This window comes from Streptomyces sp. NPDC039465, from assembly GCF_055639315.1.
In genome coordinates, this window is sequence record NZ_JBVKAP010000001.1 from 945,645 (window position 1) to 964,302 (window position 18,658).

14 protein-coding genes are annotated in these 18,658 nt (G+C 70.2%); 6 read left to right on the top strand and 8 right to left on the bottom strand.

Annotation, left to right across the window (positions count from 1 at the left end; all coding sequences use genetic code 11):
* Window positions 1-121 precede the first annotated feature (121 nt).
* Complete coding sequence (locus ACZ7LT_RS04360) at window positions 122-3,157, top strand: beta-N-acetylglucosaminidase domain-containing protein (protein WP_471234057.1); 3,036 nt, start codon at window positions 122-124, stop codon at window positions 3,155-3,157.
* A 50-nt stretch (window positions 3,158-3,207) separates the two neighbouring features.
* Here ACZ7LT_RS04360 and ACZ7LT_RS04365 read toward each other — a convergent pair whose 3' ends face one another.
* Complete coding sequence (locus ACZ7LT_RS04365; RefSeq protein ID WP_471234061.1) at window positions 3,208-3,744, bottom strand: HNH endonuclease; 537 nt, start codon at window positions 3,742-3,744, stop codon at window positions 3,208-3,210.
* A gap of 267 nt (window positions 3,745-4,011) precedes the next feature.
* Between ACZ7LT_RS04365 and ACZ7LT_RS04370 the strand changes: the two genes are divergently transcribed.
* Window positions 4,012-5,082, top strand: a complete 1,071-nt coding sequence (locus tag ACZ7LT_RS04370; RefSeq protein ID WP_471234065.1) for a mechanosensitive ion channel family protein — start codon at window positions 4,012-4,014, stop codon at window positions 5,080-5,082.
* A 71-nt stretch (window positions 5,083-5,153) separates the two neighbouring features.
* Here the strand turns inward: ACZ7LT_RS04370 and leuE are convergent, their stop codons facing one another.
* Together leuE and ACZ7LT_RS04380 are read right to left on the bottom strand one after the other, a co-directional pair.
* On the bottom strand, window positions 5,154-5,807 hold the full coding sequence (gene leuE / locus ACZ7LT_RS04375; protein WP_471234067.1) for a leucine efflux protein LeuE: 654 nt from the start codon (window positions 5,805-5,807) through the stop codon (window positions 5,154-5,156).
* A 50-nt stretch (window positions 5,808-5,857) separates the two neighbouring features.
* Window positions 5,858-7,351, bottom strand: a complete 1,494-nt coding sequence (locus tag ACZ7LT_RS04380; RefSeq protein WP_471234071.1) for a B12-binding domain-containing radical SAM protein — start codon at window positions 7,349-7,351, stop codon at window positions 5,858-5,860.
* A gap of 436 nt (window positions 7,352-7,787) precedes the next feature.
* Between ACZ7LT_RS04380 and ACZ7LT_RS04385 the strand changes: the two genes are divergently transcribed.
* Both ACZ7LT_RS04385 and ACZ7LT_RS04390 read left to right on the top strand, forming a co-directional pair.
* Window positions 7,788-9,773 (top strand): DUF4158 domain-containing protein, encoded by a 1,986-nt coding sequence (locus ACZ7LT_RS04385; protein WP_471234075.1) that lies wholly within the window; start codon window positions 7,788-7,790, stop codon window positions 9,771-9,773.
* Window positions 9,656-10,840 (top strand): transposase, encoded by a 1,185-nt coding sequence (locus ACZ7LT_RS04390; protein WP_471234786.1) that lies wholly within the window; start codon window positions 9,656-9,658, stop codon window positions 10,838-10,840. Before ACZ7LT_RS04385 ends, ACZ7LT_RS04390 begins: the two co-directional genes overlap by 118 nt.
* 201 nt (window positions 10,841-11,041) lie before the next feature.
* Here the strand turns inward: ACZ7LT_RS04390 and ACZ7LT_RS04395 are convergent, their stop codons facing one another.
* Genes ACZ7LT_RS04395 through ACZ7LT_RS04415 form a run of 5 tightly spaced genes read right to left on the bottom strand, consistent with a single transcriptional unit; the run spans window position 11,042 to window position 15,606 of the window.
* The gene (locus ACZ7LT_RS04395) at window positions 11,042-12,901 is read right to left on the bottom strand and encodes an ABC transporter ATP-binding protein (RefSeq protein ID WP_471234079.1); all 1,860 of its coding nucleotides are present in this window, start codon (window positions 12,899-12,901) and stop codon (window positions 11,042-11,044) included.
* Window positions 12,898-13,332: a lasso peptide biosynthesis B2 protein gene (locus ACZ7LT_RS04400; protein ID WP_471234082.1), complete on the bottom strand. Its 435-nt coding sequence runs from the start codon at window positions 13,330-13,332 to the stop codon at window positions 12,898-12,900. Before ACZ7LT_RS04400 ends, ACZ7LT_RS04395 begins: the two co-directional genes overlap by 4 nt.
* The gene (locus tag ACZ7LT_RS04405; protein WP_327321893.1) at window positions 13,329-13,583 is read right to left on the bottom strand and encodes a lasso peptide biosynthesis PqqD family chaperone; all 255 of its coding nucleotides are present in this window, start codon (window positions 13,581-13,583) and stop codon (window positions 13,329-13,331) included. The genes ACZ7LT_RS04400 and ACZ7LT_RS04405 overlap by 4 nt, the downstream gene beginning before the upstream one ends.
* A 29-nt stretch (window positions 13,584-13,612) precedes the next feature.
* Complete coding sequence (locus tag ACZ7LT_RS04410) at window positions 13,613-15,469, bottom strand: lasso peptide isopeptide bond-forming cyclase (protein WP_471234089.1); 1,857 nt, start codon at window positions 15,467-15,469, stop codon at window positions 13,613-13,615.
* Window positions 15,470-15,495: 26 nt separating this feature from the next.
* Entirely contained in the window at window positions 15,496-15,606 is a 111-nt protein-coding gene (locus ACZ7LT_RS04415; protein WP_107050258.1) for a keywimysin-related RiPP, read from the bottom strand.
* 719 nt (window positions 15,607-16,325) lie between these two features.
* On the opposite strand from ACZ7LT_RS04415, the gene ACZ7LT_RS04420 reads away from it, so the two are divergent.
* The gene (locus tag ACZ7LT_RS04420) at window positions 16,326-17,186 is read left to right on the top strand and encodes a recombinase family protein (RefSeq protein ID WP_471234095.1); all 861 of its coding nucleotides are present in this window, start codon (window positions 16,326-16,328) and stop codon (window positions 17,184-17,186) included.
* 233 nt (window positions 17,187-17,419) lie between these two features.
* Complete coding sequence (locus ACZ7LT_RS04425) at window positions 17,420-18,613, top strand: ROK family transcriptional regulator (RefSeq protein WP_471234098.1); 1,194 nt, start codon at window positions 17,420-17,422, stop codon at window positions 18,611-18,613.
* Window positions 18,614-18,658: the final 45 nt, after the last annotated feature.

An 18,658-nucleotide genomic window follows, 5' to 3' on the forward strand; every position in this document is an offset into this window, starting at 1 on the left:
CCCACCAGGCAAAACGGACACAACGGCCACGCACATTGACACCTTCACCGGGTCGGTGGTGGGCTCACAACCCATCGGCTCGAAACCCAACGGTGGGACAAGGAAGGTCGAGGAGACAGACGTGCAGCTCGGGCGCAGCAAGCGGACCGCGACGGCCGTGGCGATCGCCGTGATCGGCGGGCTCTTCGGCACCGCCCCCGGCGCGGTCGCCGCCCCGGCCGCACCACACTCCCCCATCGACCCGGCCACCACCGCGCCCGACACTCCCGAGCGCGCCGACTCCGCCGGGCAACCCGCCATATGGCCGCGTCCGCAGTCGCTGCGGACCACAGGGCCGTCCGTCGTCCTCAAGGACGAGGTGACCCTGCTGCTGTCCCCCGGCGTCGATCCGTACGCCGTCGCCGCGCTGCGCGGTCTGCTCGCGGAGGCTGGGGTACGGACCGTCCACCCGGCACTGCCGGGGCGTGGCGCGGTCGTGCGCCTCGGCGGCCCCGGCGCGCAGGAGGCGCTGCGCGCCCTGCGCGTGCCCGAACGCGCCGATCTGCCGGACGGCGGCTACCGCCTGGCGACCGGCCGCTTCCAGGGCCGGCCGACGGTTGCGGTCGACGGCGTCGGCACCGACGGGCTGTTCCACGCCGTGCAGACGCTGCGCCAACTCCTCGACAGGAGAACCGGTTCGCTGCGCGGCGTGGAGGTCAGGGACTGGCCCGGCACAAAGGTCCGGGGCCTGTCCGAGGGGTTCTACGGACGCCCGTGGAGCCACCAGGAGCGGCTGACGCAGCTCGACTTCATGGGCCGCACCAAGCAGAACCGATACCTCTACGCGCCCGGTGACGACCCGTACCGCCAGACCCAGTGGCGCGATCCGTACCCGGCCGAACAGCGCGCCGCCTTCCGGGAGCTGGCCGAGCGCGCCCGGGCCAACCACGTGACCGTCGCCTGGGCCGTGTCGCCCGCCCAGTCGATGTGCCTGGCCTCCGACGACGACGTCAAGGCGCTCACCCGCAAGGTGGACGCCATGTGGGCGCTGGGCGTGCGCGCCTTCCAGCTGCAGTTCCAGGACGTCAGCTACAGCGAGTGGCACTGCGACCGGGACGCGGACACCTTCGGCCGGGGTCCCGAGGCGGCGGCCGCCGCCCACGCGCGCGTGGCCGGTGCGCTGGACCGGCACCTGGCCGAGCGGTACCCGGACGCGGAGCCGCTGACGGTGATGCCGACGGAGTACTACCAGGACGGCGCGACCGCCTACCGCACGGCGCTCGCCGCCAAGCTGGACGGCCGGGTGCGGGTGGCGTGGACGGGCGTCGGTGTGGTGCCGCGCACGATCACCGGCCGTGAACTGGCCGGTGCCCGCGACGCGTTCCGGCATCCGCTCGTCACCATGGACAACTACCCGGTCAACGACTGGGCGCAGGACCGGCTCTTCCTCGGCCCCTCGCGGGGCCGTGAGCCGGCCGTGGCGTCCGGCTCGGCCGCCTTCCTCGCCCAGGCGATGGCGCAGCCGTCCGCGTCCCGGATCCCGCTCTTCACGGCCGCTGACTTCGCCTGGAACCCGAAGGGTTACGTGGCGCAGGAGTCCTGGGACGCCGCCGTGAACGATCTCGCGGGTGGCGACCCGAAGACCCGGGAGGCGCTGCGTGCGCTCGCCGGCAACGACTCCTCGTCGATCCTCTCCCCGTCCGAGTCCGCCTACCTCAGGCCGCTGCTGGACGCCTTCTGGCGTACGCGTACGGGAGCGGGCGCACCGGCCCGGGACAAGGCCGCCCGCGAGCTGCGCGCGGCCTTCACCGTGATGCGGGAGGCCCCGCAGCGCCTGAAGGGGCTGGCGGACGGCCGTCTGGACGACGAAGTGGGTCCGTGGCTCGAGCAGTTGGCGCGGTACGGCCGGGCGGGTGAGTACGCGGTCGACATGCTCCAGGCCCAGGCCCGCGGCGACGGCACGGCGGCCTGGCAGGCCTCCTTGGCCCTGGAGCCGCTGCGCCGGGCCGTCCGGGCGAGCCGGGTCACCGTCGGCAAGGGGGTCCTGGACCCGTTCCTGGACCGGGCGGTCAAGGAGGGCGCGGCCTGGACGGGCGCCGACCGCAAGGCCGGTACGGTCTCCCGCGCCTCCGAGGCGTACACCGTGACATTGGACCGTACGCGGCCGGTGGAGACACTCACCGTGATGACCGAGCCCGGCACGGGTGACGGCGCGCGCGTGGAGGCGTACGTCCCCGGCGAGGGCTGGCGCCTGCTCGGCCCGCTGTCGACGAGCGGCTGGACCCAGACGGACGCCAAGGGGCTGCGGGCGGACGCGGTACGGATCGTGTGGGACGGCACCGGCGCGGCACCGGCCGTACGCAAGCTCGTCCCGTGGTTCGGCGACGCTCCGCGGGCCGCCCTCGCGCTGTCGCGCAACCAGGCGGACGCGGAGATCGGCGGCCCGGCCCAGCGGGTGGACGTCGTCCTGTCGGCGCAGCGCCCCGACGAGGTCCGGGGCACGCTCACCGCCAAGGCCCCGGCGGGCATCGTGGTGAGGCTGCCCAAGGAGACGACGGTTCCCCGCGGCACGCGCGCGACGGTCCCGATGGACGTCTCGGTGGCGCCGGGCACCCCGGCGGGCGAGTACCGCGTCCCGGTCTCCTTCGCCGGGGAGGAGCGGGTCCTCACGGTCCGGGCCTTCCCGCGGACGGACGCGGTGGACCTGGCCCGTACGGGCACGGCCTCGTCGTCCGGCGACGAGACCCCCGACTTCCCGGCCGCCGCGGCCCTCGACGGGGATCCGGACACCCGCTGGTCCTCGCCGGCCGAGGACGGCGCGTGGTGGCAGCTGGAGCTGCCCCGGCCGGTCCGGCTCGGCCGGGTCGTGCTGCGCTGGCAGGACGCGCACGCCTCGAAGTACCGCGTCCAGGTGTCGTCCGACGGGGTCGTCTGGCGCACGGCGGCGACGGTCCCGGACAGCCGGGGCGGTGAGGAATCGATCCGCATGGACGCCCCGGACGCCCGCTTCGTTCGGATCCAGGGGGACGGCCGGGCGACCCGGTACGGCTACTCGCTGTGGAGCGTGGAGGCGTACGAGGTCGCCGGGAGTGCGCCGGGCGCGCCCGTAGCACCGGAGGCGCCGGGCGCGTCGGGGGCGCCGGAAGCATCCGTGACGCCCGGAGCGCCCCAGGAGTGAGAGGGACCCCGGCCGGGGCTTCCCGTGCCGGGGTACAAAAAAACCCGCTCTCAGGCAGAGATGCCGTCGATCCGGGCCATCGCGTCGTCCGCGCCGTACGGCTGCAGGTAGGGCAGCCAGCGCGGGTCCCTATGCCCCGTGCCGATGATGCGCCAGGCCAGTCCCGTGGGCGGCGCGGGCTGGTGGCGCAGGCGCCAGCCGAGCTCCAGGAGGTGGCGGTCGGCCTTGACGTGGTTGCAGCGGCGGCAGGCGGCGACCACGTTCTCCCAGGCATGCTGCCCGCCGCGGCTGCGCGGAATGACGTGGTCGACGCTGGTTGCGACGCCACCGCAGTACATACAGCGTCCGCCGTCCCGGGCGAAGAGCGCTCTGCGGGTCAGAGGAACGGGCCCCCGGTAGGGGACCCGCACGAAGCGCTTCAGCCGGACCACGCTGGGTGCGGGGATGACACGGGTCTCGCTGTGCATGAAGGCGCCGGACTCCTCGAGGCAGAGTGCCTTGTTCTCGAGGACGAGGACGAGCGCGCGGCGGAGCGGTACGACGCCGAGGGGCTCGTACGACGCGTTGAGGACCAGGACATGCGGCACGGATGCCTCCTATGGCGCCGGCGGCGCGTGGCTCGCGCCGGGACGAACTGCTCTCAGTCTCTCCTCATGCCTGGTCGAAGCGCCACCACGTCCTCGTAACGGGTCGGGAGGATTTTGTGGCGTCGACCACATGACGGGGGTATTGATTGCCTCTTGGGAGCTTCCCCGGGTGAGGCTCGTCTCTCCCTCGAACAAGGCTGGGGGAGCACACCCGATGCCCCGTTAGTGTGGTTGGTCCGCCCTACGCATTGCCTGGAGGTACCCACCGTGCCCTGGTCCGCCCCGTCGCTGGCCGCCGACCCGCTGAACGGTCCCGTCACTCTCGACGAGGCCGCGCAGAAGGCGACCAACGCCGCGGGCTGGGTGGAGGAGAACTGGTCCACCTGGCTCAACACCGGTCTGCGCATCCTGCTGATCATCGTGGTGGCACTGCTGCTGCGGATGGCCATACGGCGTGCGCTGACGAAGCTGATCGAGCGGATGAACCGCTCCGCCCAGGCCGTCGAGGGCACCGCGCTGGGCGGCCTGCTCGTCAACGCCGAGCGGCGCCGCCAGCGCTCCGAGGCGATCGGTTCGGTCCTGCGTTCGGTCGCGTCGTTCCTGATCCTGGGCACGGCCGGGCTGATGATCCTCGGCGCCTTCAAGATCGACCTGGCGCCGCTGCTCGCGTCCGCCGGTGTGGCGGGTGTGGCGATCGGTTTCGGCGCCCGCAATCTCGTCACCGACTTCCTCTCCGGCGTCTTCATGATCCTGGAGGACCAGTACGGGGTCGGTGACTCGGTCGACGCGGGTGTCGCTTCCGGTGAGGTGATCGAGGTCGGCCTGCGGGTGACGAAGCTGCGCGGCGACAACGGCGAGATCTGGTACGTCCGCAACGGCGAGATCAAGCGGATCGGCAATCTCAGCCAGGGCTGGGCGACGGCCGGGGTCGACGTCACCGTCCGCCCGACCGAGGACCTGGACCACGTCCGCGCGGTGATCACCGAGGCCGGGGAAGCGCTGGCCAAGGAAGAGCCGTGGAACGAGCGGCTGTGGGGCCCGGTGGAGATCCTCGGCCTGAACGAGGTCCTGCTCGACTCCATGACCGTCCGGGTCTCCGCGAAGACCATGCCGGGCAAGGCGCTGGGCGTCGAGCGCGAGCTGCGCTGGCGCATCAAGCGCGCCTTCGACGAGGCCGGCATCCGGATCGTCGGCGGCCTTCCGGCTCCGGCTGAGGAGTCCACCCCGGACCCGACGGCGGGTATGGCGGCGCCCTCGGCCTTCGCCTCGCCGACCTCCCCGCAGGGCGTGGCGGCGACCCCGCTGCCGCCGGCGCAGCCGACGAACCTGACGAAGTAACGCGTGTGCCCCGAAGGGCGCCCCGGCCGTGGTGGCCGGGGCGCCCTTCGGCGTTGTGTCTGCTGTGTGTGTCAGCCGTTGGTGGTCGCGAGCTTGGCGGCGAACCCGAGGAACAGCGCCCCGGCGCCGCTGGTCAGCCCGGCGGACAGCCGCCTGCGGCGGCGGAACTGCGCGGAGAGGTAGGTGCCGGCCAGGATGAGTACGGTCACATAGCTCACGCTGATCACCTGGTAGATCCCGGCGAGGAGGGTGAAGGACAGCGCGGGGTGCGGATAGGCCGGGTCCACGAACTGCACGAAGAAGGAGATGAAGAAGAGGATCGCCTTCGGATTGAGCAGGGTGATCACCAGCGAGCGCCGGAAGGGCCGCTCGTCCCCGCCGCCGGCCGTGTCCGCCGCCGCGGTCTCCGCGGGAAGGTGGCGGTCGCGCCAGAGCCCCCAGGCCGCGCGGATCATCCCGACGGCGATCCAGGCGAGGTAGCCGGCCCCGGCGTACTTGATCACCGAGAAGACCAGCGCGTTGGTCCGCAGCAGCGAGGCGAGCCCGGCCGCGGTGCCGACCATCAGCAGGGCCTCCCCGATGAAGACACCGGCCGCGGCGCGGTATCCGGTCCGTACGCCGCGGCGGGCGGCGACGGACAGCGTGTACAGCGAACTGGGGCCCGGGAGAAGAATGATGAGGAGGGTCCCCAGGGCGTAGGTGGAAAGGTTGGTGACTCCCAGCATCGATCTCTCCCTTCGTGGCTGCCGGACGTGTGTGCCGGACGCGCGGGTGGCTATCCGACGTTGTTGCCGGTACGTACGTTGTGCGCGGTGACGAGCTCGTCGACGTCGGCGATCCGGCTCAGCGCGTACTCCTCGGTGATGTGGGTGAAGTTCTCGGCCCAGGCGGCGGCGAGTTCCTCGATGTCGAGGAGGTCCTCCTCGCCGAAGCGGTCGTACAGCTCGGCGCGCTTCTCGGGCGTGATCGTGATGTCCAGACCGGCCAGGTAGGCGTCGATGTCGGCGCTGTTCTTGAAGAAGGAGGGCCGCTCGTAGTCGACGAGGAGGTCCCAGGCGGGGCTGTTGGGCAGCGGTATGAACCGCGAGAACTCCACGGACGACAGCTCCACCTCGCCGAGCATCTGCCGGATGCCGTCGATGGTCCGGTCCAGGGTGCGGGCCCGCTCGCCGGGCGCGCCGGCGATGTACGAGGCGTGCACGGAGATCCCGGCCTTGTTGAGCATCCGGATCGCCTCCAGGTTGGTGGCGTCGGTGGTCTTGTTCTTCCGCTGGGCCTCCAGCATCTCCGGGTCGGCGGCGTCGAGCCCGATGTTGACGCGGGTCACCCCGAGGCGGCGGCACTTGTCGACGTTGTTGCGTTTGGTGAGGCCGAGCGCCCGGGCGTAGACCATGACTTCGAGCTCGCCGTTGTCGATGCGCCGGCGCAGATGCGGAGGGGTGACGTCGATGAGGGCGTCGACGTAGCGGGGGCTGGCGGTGAAGCTGTCGTACACCTCGAAGAAGAGGTTGATGCCGAATTCCCGGTTGTAGACGTCGATGGCCTTCCAGAAGCCGCGCGGGTCACCGGTGTTGACCCTGAGGTCGGCGATGCTGCAGTACGTGCAGCGCTTGTAGCCGTTCTCGCAGCCGCGAGCGTTGTTGACGGTGATGGGGATGACCTTGTGGCTGTGGAGGTGCCCGAACTGCTCGCGGTAGTTCTCCGCGTAGATGTCGAGCTCGTCGCGTATGAAGCCGAGGTCGGGGATGGTGTTGCGGTCGGTGAGGGCGTACTGCGGCGCGGGGTTGGCCACGACGGCGCCGTCGCGGCGGTGGACGAGCGAGGAGACACCGTCGACGGAACCGCCGCGTAACAGGGCGCCTATGAGCTCGACGAACGGCGTCTCGCCGACGTCGTTGGCGACGATGTAGTCGATCTCGGGCCGGTTTCCCAGGATCAGCTCGGGAAAGAACCCGGCGTGATCGTCCCCCAGCACGACCCGGGCCCCGCCCTGCTTGGCGGTGGCGGCGATCTTGACGGCCTCGCCGTAGGTCGGCGTCAGCGCGCTGATCCCGACGACGTCCGGCGCGAAGTCCCTTACGGCCTGCTGGACCTGCGCGGTATTGCTGATGCCCCCGTCGACCACGCGTAGCTCCACCTGCCCGCCGTAGGTGTCGCGCACGGCGGTGGCCAGCTGGACGACGCCGATGTGGGGGTAGCAGGCGTAGTTGGAGGCGTTTCCGTTGGCGGTGGGGTTGGGGGCGTTGGCGAGCAGCACCTTTAGTGACATCGATGTCCTTTCGTGGGGCAGAGATCGACGCGCCTTGATCGTGACCCCGGAAGTCGATCTCTGTCAGCCCCCACCCGCCCCTTCCGGCCGCCCCGCTGGGGGACGTACCCGCAGGCCACAGTGACCCCGCGTGACATTCGCCTGTACGTTACAGCCATCCGACAGAAACAAAACGGAAGGCACGAATCCAAGAATCCTCGGCCCCGCGCCTGGGACGGATCGGGGCATTTCCTCTGGGGGCGTGCGTACGGTGAGTGACGCCGGGGGGTGAGATCCGACCCAAGTCCCCCGCCCTACTCTCGGCCGAAAACCGCCGAGATGGGGTCCCGCCGGTAACGCTGCTGGATTGAACGCTAAGGAATGATCATGGGTCGGGGGGTCTCGGTTCGATCACTACCGGGACGACTGTGACGCCTGTTGCCTAGCGTCACGAGTCGTGACTGTTGAGTATCTTTCAGAAGATCAGACAGCCCGGTATGGACGTTTCGCCGGGGAGCCGTCAGCGCAGGAGCTGGAGGAGTTCTTCCGGCTGGACACGGTGGCGCTGGAGCAGGCGTCGGCCAAGCGTCGGCCTCACAATCGGCTGGGCTGGGCGGTTCAGTGGGGCACCGTACGGATGCTGGGCACTTTCTTGTCGGCGTCGGCCGAAGTGCCGCCTGGGGTGGCCGAGTTCGTCGCGGAACAGTTGGGGATCGATGATCCGTCGTGTCTGAAGCTGTACCCGGAGCGGCTGCCGACCCAGCACGAGCACGCCCGCGAGATCCGGAGGCTGCTGAAGATCCGCGACTTCGAGGACGGCGACCTGGCCCTGCGGGAGTACATCGCCGGGCGGGTGTGGGTGTCGAACGAGGGACCGCGGGCGCTGTTCGACCGGGCGGTGACGTGGCTGCTGCGTAACCGGGTGCTGATGCCGGGGCTCACTCAGCTGGCGCGACTGGTCGGTGAGGTCCGTACCGGCGAGCAGTCGCTGATCTACTCGGTGGTGGACGCCCCGGTGGAGCCGGAGTTCCGCCGGGGGCTGCTGGAGCTCCTCGACGTCCCCGAGGGTGCCGCACGGTCTGTGCTGGAGGGGTGGCGCAAGGGTCCGCGGGATGTGTCGGGGCGGGGGCAGAAGGCCGCGTTGGAGCGGACGCGGGACATCCACGGGGTGAAGTCCGGTGAGCTGGACTTGTGGCGGGTGCCGCCGGTGAAGCTGGCGGAGCTGGCCCGGTACGGGATGAGCGCGCATGCGCCGACGCTGCGCAGGCTGGCGGAGCCGCGGCGTACGGCGACGGTGCTGGCCACGATGCGGCACTTGGAGGGGGCCTCGGTCGATGACGCGCTGACGCTGTTCGATGTGTTGATGGCTACGAAGCTGCTGGCCCGTGCGGAGCGTGAGGAGGACAAGGCGAAGCTGAAGGGGCTGCCGCGGCTGCGGAAGGCGGCGGCGAAGGTGGCCAGTGCGCTCTCCGTGCTCCTCGACGTGCCCATCGAGAGCGACGGCGGTGAGGGTGGCGGGGAGCCGGTGCCGCTGAGTGTGGCTCAGGCGTGGGAGCGGATCGAGCAGCTTGTCACCCGGGAAGAGTTGGCCAAGGCGATCGTGGAGCTCGGCGAGCTGCTGCCCGAGGGTGCGGATGAGGACGCGGATACCGCCTGGCGCAAGCAGTTGCTGGAGCGGTACGCGACGGTGCGGCCGTTCACCTCGCTGCTGGCGGAGGTGATTCCGTGGGGTGCGACGCAGGCCGGTACGCCGCTGGTGGAGGCGCTGCGGGAGCTGCCGAAGGTTCAGGCTCGGCGCAAGCCCGGTCCCGAGCACATCGACGCGTCGCTGCTGGACGGCACGTGGCGGCGCCTGGTGCTGGGTAATCCGCTGCTGGCGGTGAACGGGTACATCGACAAGCATGCGTGGACGTTCTGTGTGCTGGAGGGGCTGCACACGGCGCTTAAGCGCCGGGATGTGTTCGCCAGGGGTGCGGACAACTGGGGTGATCCGCGGGCGAGGCTGTTGTCCGGGCCGGACTGGCAGGTCAACAGGCCGAGGGTGCTGACCGCGCTGGAACTCTCGGGCAGTGCGGACGAGCACCTGGGCGAGCTGGAGGTGCTGCTGGATGAGATGTACGCGCATGTCGCGGAGGCCTGCCCCAGAACGCGGCGGTGGACATCCTGGAGGGGAAGATCCGCCTGGACCGGCTGGAGGCGGAGCCCGAGCCCGCGGGGTTCAAGCCGGTGCACGACGCGGTGCAGGCGATGCTGCCGAGGATCGACTATCCGGAGTTGCTGCTGGAAGTCCATGCCCGTACCGGCATGTTCGACCCCTTTGAGCACATCGGCGGGAAGGTCGCCCGGCCGCAGGATCTTGACCTCACGCTCACCGCGCTTTTGGTCAGCAAGTCCACGAACATCGGGTTGGAGCCGGTCATCAAGCCGGGGGAGAAGGCGCTGACCCGCTCGCGGTTGTCGGCGGCGGACTGGGGTTACTGGAACCTGCCCGGTGTGAGCGCCGCTTCCGGTCTGTTGGTCGGCCGGCAGGGTGATATCGACCTCGCCTCGGACTGGGGTGGCGGGCACGTTGCCTCCGCCGATGGGATGCGCTTCACTGTCCCCCTCAGGTCTATACATACCAGGCCGAACCGGAAGTATTTTTCGACGGGTCGCGGGGCGACCTGGCTCAACGTCGTCTCGGACCGGGTGATGGGTCTGGGCGGCATCGTGATGCCCGGCACGCTGCGTGATTCGCTCGGCATCCTGGACGCGATGTTCAATCTCGACGGCCCGGTCCGCCCGGAGATCGTGATCACCGATACCGGTTCGTACAGCGACCTTGTCTTCGGGCTCTTCGCGATCTGCGGCTACCAGTTCTCCCCCAGGATCGCCGACATCTCCGACGCGCGGTTGTGGCGCCTGGACATGTCCAAGGACTACGGGCCGCTCCAGCCGGTCTCACGCCAGCGCGTGCAGGTCGAGCGGATCCGGCAGAACTGGGAGGACATGCTCCGCGTCGCCGGGTCGTTGCAGACCGGCAAGGTGCGGGCGTACGACCTGCTGCGGATGATGACCAGCGGCGACCGCATGACGGGCCTGGGCGACTCGTTCGCGCACTACGGCCGGATCTTCAAGACCCTCCACCTGCTCCAGTTCATCGACTCCGAGGCATACCGGCGCATGATCGGTGTCCAGCTCAACATCGGCGAAGGCCGCCACGCGCTGGCCCGGAGCATCTTCTTCGGACGGCTCGGCGAACTCAGGCACGCCTACCGGGAGGGGATGGAGGATCAGTTGGGGGCGCTGGGCATGGCGCTGAACGCGGTGGTCTGGTGGAATACCCTCTACATGGACGCCGCCGTCAAGGAGCTTCAGGCTGGCGGGCTGACCATCTCACCGGAGATCCGTTCCCGGCTCTCTCCGCTGGTCCACGAACACATTAATTTCCATGGCCGGTACCCGATCGTCCGCTCCCACGGCGACGGTTCGCTGCGCCCGCTGCGCGACCCGGCCGCCTCCGAGGAATAACCCCGGTCAGCCGACGGGGATGACGTAAGCGCGGGCGAAGTGGTGCCGATGTGGCCTCGTGGAGGTGTCCGGCGATGACGTCGTCGGTGCCGGACGCCTTCGCGGCAGGGAGCAACGGCTTGGCCGTCGCCGTCGCCCTGGCCCAGGGTGATGGCTGGCTGGACTGCCTGAGGCGCGCTCGGTGTCGTGTCCGTGTCCGGTTCACTGCGGGTGGCGTGGGTGGGGGCGGACGGTCGTCACGGGGGAGGTCTGGGCGTTGGCTGGGTGGAGCATCTGTCCGGCGGCCAGTTCGCGGTAGATGGGGCTGCTGATGAGTAGTTCCTCGTGACGTCCGCGGGCGGCGGTGCGGCCGCTGTCCAGTACGACGATCTGGTCGGCGTGCTGGACCGTGGAGAGCCGGTGTGCGATGACCAGCAGGGCGCATTCCCGGGCGACGTCCTTCATCACTGTGGTGAGCGCGGTCTCATTGATGGTGTCGAGGTGGGAGGTGGGCTCGTCGAGCAGGAGGATCGAGGGGCGGGCGAGCAGGGCGCGGGCCAGGGCCACGCGCTGGCGCTCTCCCGCCGACAGGGTGCCGCCGCGTTCGCCGAGCATTCCCGACAAGCCGCCTGGCAGCCGCCGCACGACGCCTTCCAGCTGGGCGAGCTCGACGACGTGTTGCACTTCTGCCTGGGTGGCGTCGGGCGTGGCGTAGGTGATGTTGTCCCACAGGGTGCCGTGGACGACGTGGGTGTTCTGGTCGACGACGGCGATGCGTCCGCGGCATGCGGTGCGGCTCAGTGCGGCGGCGGGCAGGCCGTCGAACAGCAGGGTCCCGGAGTCCGGTTCGTAGAATCTGGCGACGAGTGCGAAGATCGTGCTCTTTCCGGCACCCGACAGGCCGACCAGGGCCGTCTGCTGCCGGTGGGGGACGGTGAACGAGACGCCGCGCAGCACCGGCCGGTCCGGGTCGTAGCCGAAGCTGAGATTGCGCAGGGCGAGAGCGGGCTCCTGGTATGAGAGGGTCTGCCCGGCCGCCTCGCGCGTGCATGCCCGGACGGCCGGCGTCTGCTGGGAGGGCTCCGCCGGCAGGGAAAGCGTCTGCTCGATGCGCTGGTAAGCCCCCATACCACGCTGGATCAGGCCAACCGCCCGGAAGACCGAGGACAGCGGAAGGACCAGGTAGGAGGCGTACAGCAGGAAGGCGACCAGTTCGCCGAGGGAGTTGGCGTGGCCGTTGACCCGCAGGCCGCCGATGACCAGGACGATCAGGAAGGAGCCCTGTACCGCGAGTTCGACCGCGGGGCTCATCACGGAGGCGAGTTTCGCGGTCCGTACGCCGGCGCTGTACGCCGCCTCGACGCATTTTCCGATGCGGGCCGCTTCACGGTCCTCGGCTCGGTGAACCCGGACCATCGGCAGGGCGCCGAGGGCGCGTTCGAGGTCGGCGGCGATCGCGCCGACGGAGGTCTGCATGCGTTCGGAGGCAGCCCGGATGCCCTTGAGAAGCGAGGCGACGATCACGGCGGCGGTAGCTACGGTGAGGGCGACCAGGAGGAGCAGCAGCGGGTCGATCCACACCATGAGGACGATCGCCCCCGCGGCGACGAGGGCACCCGTCACCAGATCGACCAGTGCCTGGGAGACGACTTCTCTGAGCAGGGTGGTGTCGGCGGTGACCCGGGAGATCAGGTCGCCGCTGCGGTGCCGGTCGTACTCCCGCATCTCCAGCCGGAGCAGCCGCCCAACCAGGCTGTGGCGCAGCCCTCGTACGATGCTTTCGCCCATGCGCTCCAGAACGAAGCGGCCTACTGCGCCGGTCGCCGCTTCGGTGACGAACAGGCCAGCGAGGAGCAGCAACAGTGGCCACAACATCTGTCCGCGCCCGCTCGCGTCCACGACGTGCTTGGCAGCGAGCGGCTGGGCAAGCCCGAGCGCCGAGCCGACGAGGGTGAGTACGGTGGCGACGAGGACCGAAGCCCGGTGGCCGGTGGTGAGCCGGTACATGGTGGCGACCGCGGCCCGGGTGGAGCGCTCAACCTCGGCCGCCGGCTGCGCCTGATCCACGACGGTGTCGGTCATCGGCCCGATCGGCTCGCGACGGCGACCGTGATGAGCCGGGTGAAGTAGTCGTCGGGTACGCCCTCGTCCACGGGGCGGCCGTCCGCCTCGATCCAGGCGTGCGCCGTGAACGGCGGCACCACGCGCACCCCGGTGCACCAGGTCGGCCAGTTCCCTCCCAGGCGGCACAGCAGCGCGGCTCCCAGAGACCGGGGCAGGCAGCCTTTCGGGCCTGCGCAGCGCAGGCTCACCGCGCACATCGCGTCCCGTGAGTTCTTTGCCTGTGCGGCGGTGGCCGGCGTGGCTCCGCGACATGCGAGGTGGAGCACGGCGCGGATCCGGCGGGGCGGCAGAAGCGAGAGCGCGAGGGCGGGGATGAGGACGAGACGGGCGGCCAGGCGCCGGGCGAAGGGCACGCCGGTGGGCCGCTCCAGGGCGCTGGGCGTCGTCATTCGGCCAGCCCCGAGGTCCGCAGTTGCTGTACGAGGGCGTCGACGTCCTGCTTCGCCTGGACGAGGTCGATGTCGAACTCGTCGACGAGCGCGGCGACCGCGGCGGCTTCGTCACCGCCCGCCATCAGCGTGTTGACCACCAGGGTGCCGGTCGGATTCAGCTCCCAGTAGTCCCCGGCTCGTTCGTCCAGGAGGACCGTGCCGTAGTCCGTCTCGGCAGTGGAGACATTGGCGCCGAACTTCAATGCCATGCGTGTGCCTTTCCGCTGGGGAACGGTGGTCATGAGGAGGCGGGAGCCTTGGGCCCGGTGGTTCGGTGGAGGCCGCGCAGCCACACCTCAGCGGCGATGGTCGAGTAGAGGATCGCGTCGCGCAGTTCGGGTGTGGCCGGCCGTTGGGCGAGCCGGCGCAGGGCTGCGCCGTCGACCAGTCCGAGCTGCTCCAGCCGGGAGTCCTCCCAAAGCGCCAGCAGATCGGCGCGGTGTTCGCGCAGTCCGTTAGATGCGTCCATGGAAGCGGCGGCCTTGTTGGTGCGCCGCAGGCACGCATCGGGCACGATCCCGCTCATGGCAGTGGTCAGGAGGGGTTTGTACTGCCAGGGCGTGACGCGCTCGCTCGGGCGCACGGCGAGGCATGCCTCGATGACGCGGTCATCGAGAAACGGCGAGGCCATCGGCACGCCGGCCCGGGCCGCCATCCCGTCCCACTGGCGGATGATGCGGGTGCAGGAAAGGATCTGTTCGAGGTCGGTGTGCAGGCCGCGGTCCGGGTGCAGCGGTACGGCGGTCAAGGCGGCCTCGCGCAGCGCCCGTTGGGCCATCCGTTCGGCGTCGGGGGTGACCCAGTCGAAGAGGCGAGGGGGCATGCCCCAGCCGAGGCTGGTGCTGACGGTGGCGGTTAGTGGGTCTCGCAGGCGGCCGCTGGAGTCGGCCAGCCACTTCCCGTACGGCCGCGAGTCGGCCAGCGCGCGTGCCGTGCCGCCCAGCGGCCACTGCCACAGGGCCCTGAAGCCGCGCAGCCGGCGCAGCGCGAACAGCGGGCGGGTGCGCAGCAGTCGGTGGTAGTACGCCTCGGAGCACCAGGCCACGTGGTCGCCGCCGATGCCGGTCAGGTGCAACCGGCTGCCCCGCTCCGCCAGGCCGGGCAGGTGGTGCAGGACCCTTGAGCGGTCCATGACGCCGATGGTCGGTTCGTCCAGCAGGTCATCGATGCCGAGCAGGCCCGTGTAGACCAGCGGCGAGGTATCGGCGTCCCAGACCACATGGTCAATGTCCGGCATCGACCGGGCGGCCTGTTCTGCCCAGTACAGATCGGTGTCGGCGGGGTCGCGACCAGGCCAGGTGCTGGCCACTACCCGGGCCGGTGAGCGGTTGGCCAGGAAACAGATGGAGGTGGAATCCAGGCCGCCTGACAGGTCGCAGCTGACTACGCCACCCTGCCGGGTACGGGCGTCGACCGCCGCTGCCAGGGCTTCGCGGACGAGGGGGGCGCCGTCGGCGAGCGTGCGTACCGGTTCCGGCGGTGTCCACCAGCGCGAGTGGCGTACGGTCCGGCCGTCCGGCGAGACGATCAGCGCGTCATGGGGGGACACGGCGGTGATGCCGCGCCACATGGGTGCCTCGGCGAGTGGATGGGGAATGGGCCACAGCAGCCGGACGGCCAGTTGCTTCTCGTCCGGGTCGGCGCCGAGCGCCGCGGCGAGTACGTCGGCGCGGGTGGCAGCCACCTGTGTTCCGTCAACGGGGGCATGGAAGACCAGCCGGAGCCCGGAGGCGGTGCCCTGCACCCTGAGCCGCCCGTCGAGCGCGGCGACGAGATGGAAGCTACCGGGAAGGGAGCGGGCCAGTGCGTCGAGTTCGGCGAGATCACGTAGCCGCCCGGCGTGGCGCTCGAGCTCTGCGGCATCGATCGGACAGCAGCCGATGAGGGCGAGGGCCGCGTGGCCGGCGCGTACGGTGACGATCTCCTCATCGTGCCACTGCCCTACCAGCCAGGGCCGGCCCGAAGCGTGCTGCAGGATTTGCGTTCCGGGGTGGGTGAAGGAGCGGGCCACGGCGGCCGCGTCCTCCCGGTCGGTGAAGACCGTGAAGTGCGCGTCGCCGGGGCCCGTCCCCGCACTCTCGTGCAGTTCAGTCATGGCGTCGGGTCAGGAACCGTCGCCCGTCAGTTCTTGCTCAGGATGAGACGGTCGTTGCCGGAGCTCTGCAAGAGCCCGGTCTTCTTCCGGAACGTCCCGAGCCGGACCAGCGTCGGCGCCTCGTAAGCCTTCTTCATGACTTCTCCTCACATGCGGTGTCACGACCGCCCCCTGGCCGGCCGGGAACCGGAGGCCGGTTCACTGCCGTCCCGTCCAGGCTCATCGGGAGCCGGAACAAGGAAGCGGGTGTACCCAAATAGCTACGTGCATAGGTGATGCCACAGCAAGGTCACTAGAGAAAATGGGATCATGTCTACAGTTCTAAAGTGGCCAGAGAGCTGCACTGCGACTCACGAGGTTCGTCAAAAATGAAACATCAGGCGAGCGGGATGCGCGCAAGGACGGAAAAACGTTTCGACCTGCGCATCGAGAAGCACACGGTGGGTGTGGCGAAGAGGGCGCGCCGACTGGAGCCGGACGGAGCCGCCGGGGCGCACTCCGATCTTGCCGCCGCGCTCCCTTCCCCGCTTCTTCTGCCTGAATGGCTGGATACTGCCGCCGATCTCCATTGCCTCGCAGACGGTCCGAGGCCAGGGGCAGGCCTCTCTATTCCAACATCGATCGAGCGGACCGCGTATCCGCGGTTCAAGCGGTAGAACCGCATGAGCCACATCCGTTCTTCTGAGGTGGTTTCCACGGACGCGAGTTAACCGGTCCGAACCGGAGGGGCCGTGTTTCATAGGTGTTCGCTCGTGAAACACGGCGCCGCCCGCCGATCATGCTGCGGGTTTCATGTTTCATGTGTTGTTGCAAATAGCTGGACGGCTGAAACACCCTCATGGAACAGTCAGGGCTCGTGAGCGACGACTTCAAGCGCGTGGAATCGCACGCCTGCCCGATGTCCACCTGCGCCGCCCCGGCGGGCTCGCCGTGCCGCACCGGCAAGGGCAAGGTGACCATCCAGTACCACACCGCCCGCTTCCGGCTGGTACCAAAACTCGTCAAGGCGCTGAACGTACCGACCCCCGCCGTGCGCAAGCCCGGCTCGGTCTGGACCGAGCTGCCCCGGCCCAAGGGTGCCGGCACCGAGCCGGTCGGACACGTCCGCCTCGGCTACGCCCGTGCGTCCACGGCCCGCCAGTCCCTGGACTCCCAGCTCGACTCGCTGACCGAGGCGGGCGCCACCCGGATCTTCTCCGAGAAGATCTCCACCCGCGCCACCCAACGGCCCGAGCTGGACAAGGCCGTCAAGCTCGCCGGCGAACTGCGCGCCTCCGGCGTCCGCGTCACCCTCGTCGTCCACGAGCACAAACGACTCGGCCGCGGCATCGAACTGGCGACGCTGGCCGAAGAGCTCAAGGCCAGTGACGTCGGCCTTCACTTCCTCACCGGTGAGCTCCAGGGCTCGCACGACCCCTCCGGCGTCGTATTCACCGTGCTGGCGGCTCTCTCCGGCATGGAACGCGAGTACATCCGCGACCGCACCCTCGAAGGCCACGAGTCCGCCCGCAAGCGCGGCAAGACCATCGGCGGGGCCAGCGTCACCGACACCGACATGCTCTCCATGGCCCTCCACCTGCGGGAGGAAGAGATGAGCCTCCGCGACATCGCCTCCCGCCTCGTCATCACCAACGGCACCAAGAAGGGCCACCACCCCTCACCCGCCACCGTCATGCGCATGCTGCGCGAACACGACGAACAGACCACCGCGCCTTAGGCGTCGTAGGCAACTGGCTACCCTCCACCTCCGGCGAGGGGGCAAGATCATTCCTTAGCGTTCAATCCAGCAGCGTTACCGGCGGGACCCCGAGATAACGCTTTGATTGCCGCGCCGGCGCCGCGCCTCCGCGCCTATTGACGCCACGTCACCCGCGCCCTACCTTTCCTCCCACCCAATAGGAAACTTTCCTAACAGTGCACGCAGTGGCAGTAAGGGCAGGTGCATCCGTCATGACCCCCGGCACCCCCCGCGTGTTGCGGGCCATGAACGACCGGGCCGCGCTTGATCTGTTGCTGGAGCATGGGCCGCTGTCGCGGACCCGGATCGGGAAGCTCACCGGGTTGTCCAAGCCGACCGCCTCGCAGTTGCTCGCGCGGCTGGAGGCGGCCGGGCTCGTCGTGGCGACCGGGACCAGTGAGGGGCGGCCCGGGCCGAACGCGCAGTTGTACGCGGTCAACGCGCGGGCCGCGTACGCCGCCGGGCTCGATGTGAATCCGCGGCGGATCCTGGCCGCCGTCGCCGATGTGACCGGCGAGACCGTCGGCGAGTTCGAGCTCAGGACGCCCGGGCGGCGGGCCGACGGGGTCGTGCGGCAGGTCGTCGAGGCGCTCGACGGGGCCGTGAAGGCCGCCGGGATCACCCGGGGCGAGGTGCACCGGCTGGTCATCGGGACGCCGGGGGCCTTCGATCCGTCCACCGGACGGCTGCGGTACGCCAGCCATCTGCCCGGCTGGCACGCGCCCACCCTCCTGGAGGAGATCGCCGCCGTCCTGCCCATGCCGGTCGAGTACGAGAACGACGTCAATCTCGTGGCCATCGCCGAGCAGCGGCTCGGCGCCGCCCGCGGGCACGAGGACTTCGTCCTGCTGTGGAACGAGGAGGGCCTGGGCGCCGCCCTCGTGCTCGGGGGGCGGCTGCACCGGGGGTTCACCGGCGGCGCCGGCGAGGTCGGTTTCCTGCCGGTGCCGGGGACCCCGCTCGTACGGCAGGTGAGCAAGGCGGGCAGCGGCGGCTTCCAGGAGCTGGCCGGTGCCCAGGCCGTCGGCCGGATCGCCCGGGAGCTGGGCATCGACGACGTGCCGCAGGGCCCGCACGCCGAGACCGCCGCGGAGCTCCTCGCCCGGGCCGCCCGGGCGGAGTCGGGACCGTACGCCCAGCTGCTCCACCTCTTCGGGACAGGGCTCGCGACCGGTCTCGCCTCCATGGTCGCCGTCCTCGACCCCGAACTCGTCGTGCTCTCCGGCGGGGCGATCGTGGCGGGCGGGGAGCCCCTGCGCGCCCGCGTCCAGGCCGAGCTGTCCGAGCTCGCCGCGTCCCGGCCGCGGCTCGTCCTCGGCGGCGTACAGCACCAACCCGTCCTGCGCGGCGCCCTGGAGAGCGCCCTCGCCGCCACCCGGGACGAAGTCTTCGACACCTCACGCTAGGCACCACGGATCACACGGCACCACGGCACCACGGCACACAAGCAC

Bases quoted from the DNA above. Each gene is read 5' to 3' on its own strand.
- leuE (WP_471234067.1), bottom strand. From the start codon at position 5,807: ATGCTGGGAGTCACCAACCTTTCCACCTACGCCCTGGGGACCCTCCTC.
- ACZ7LT_RS04380 (WP_471234071.1), bottom strand. From the start codon at position 7,351: ATGTCACTAAAGGTGCTGCTCGCCAACGCCCCCAACCCCACCGCCAAC.
- ACZ7LT_RS04395 (WP_471234079.1), bottom strand. From the start codon at position 12,901: ATGACCGACACCGTCGTGGATCAGGCGCAGCCGGCGGCCGAGGTTGAG.
- ACZ7LT_RS04400 (WP_471234082.1), bottom strand. From the start codon at position 13,332: ATGACGACGCCCAGCGCCCTGGAGCGGCCCACCGGCGTGCCCTTCGCC.
- ACZ7LT_RS04405 (WP_327321893.1), bottom strand. From the start codon at position 13,583: ATGGCATTGAAGTTCGGCGCCAATGTCTCCACTGCCGAGACGGACTAC.
- ACZ7LT_RS04410 (WP_471234089.1), bottom strand. From the start codon at position 15,469: ATGACTGAACTGCACGAGAGTGCGGGGACGGGCCCCGGCGACGCGCAC.
- ACZ7LT_RS04415 (WP_107050258.1), bottom strand. From the start codon at position 15,606: ATGAAGAAGGCTTACGAGGCGCCGACGCTGGTCCGGCTCGGGACGTTC.
- ACZ7LT_RS04425 (WP_471234098.1), top strand. From the start codon at position 17,420: ATGACCCCCGGCACCCCCCGCGTGTTGCGGGCCATGAACGACCGGGCC.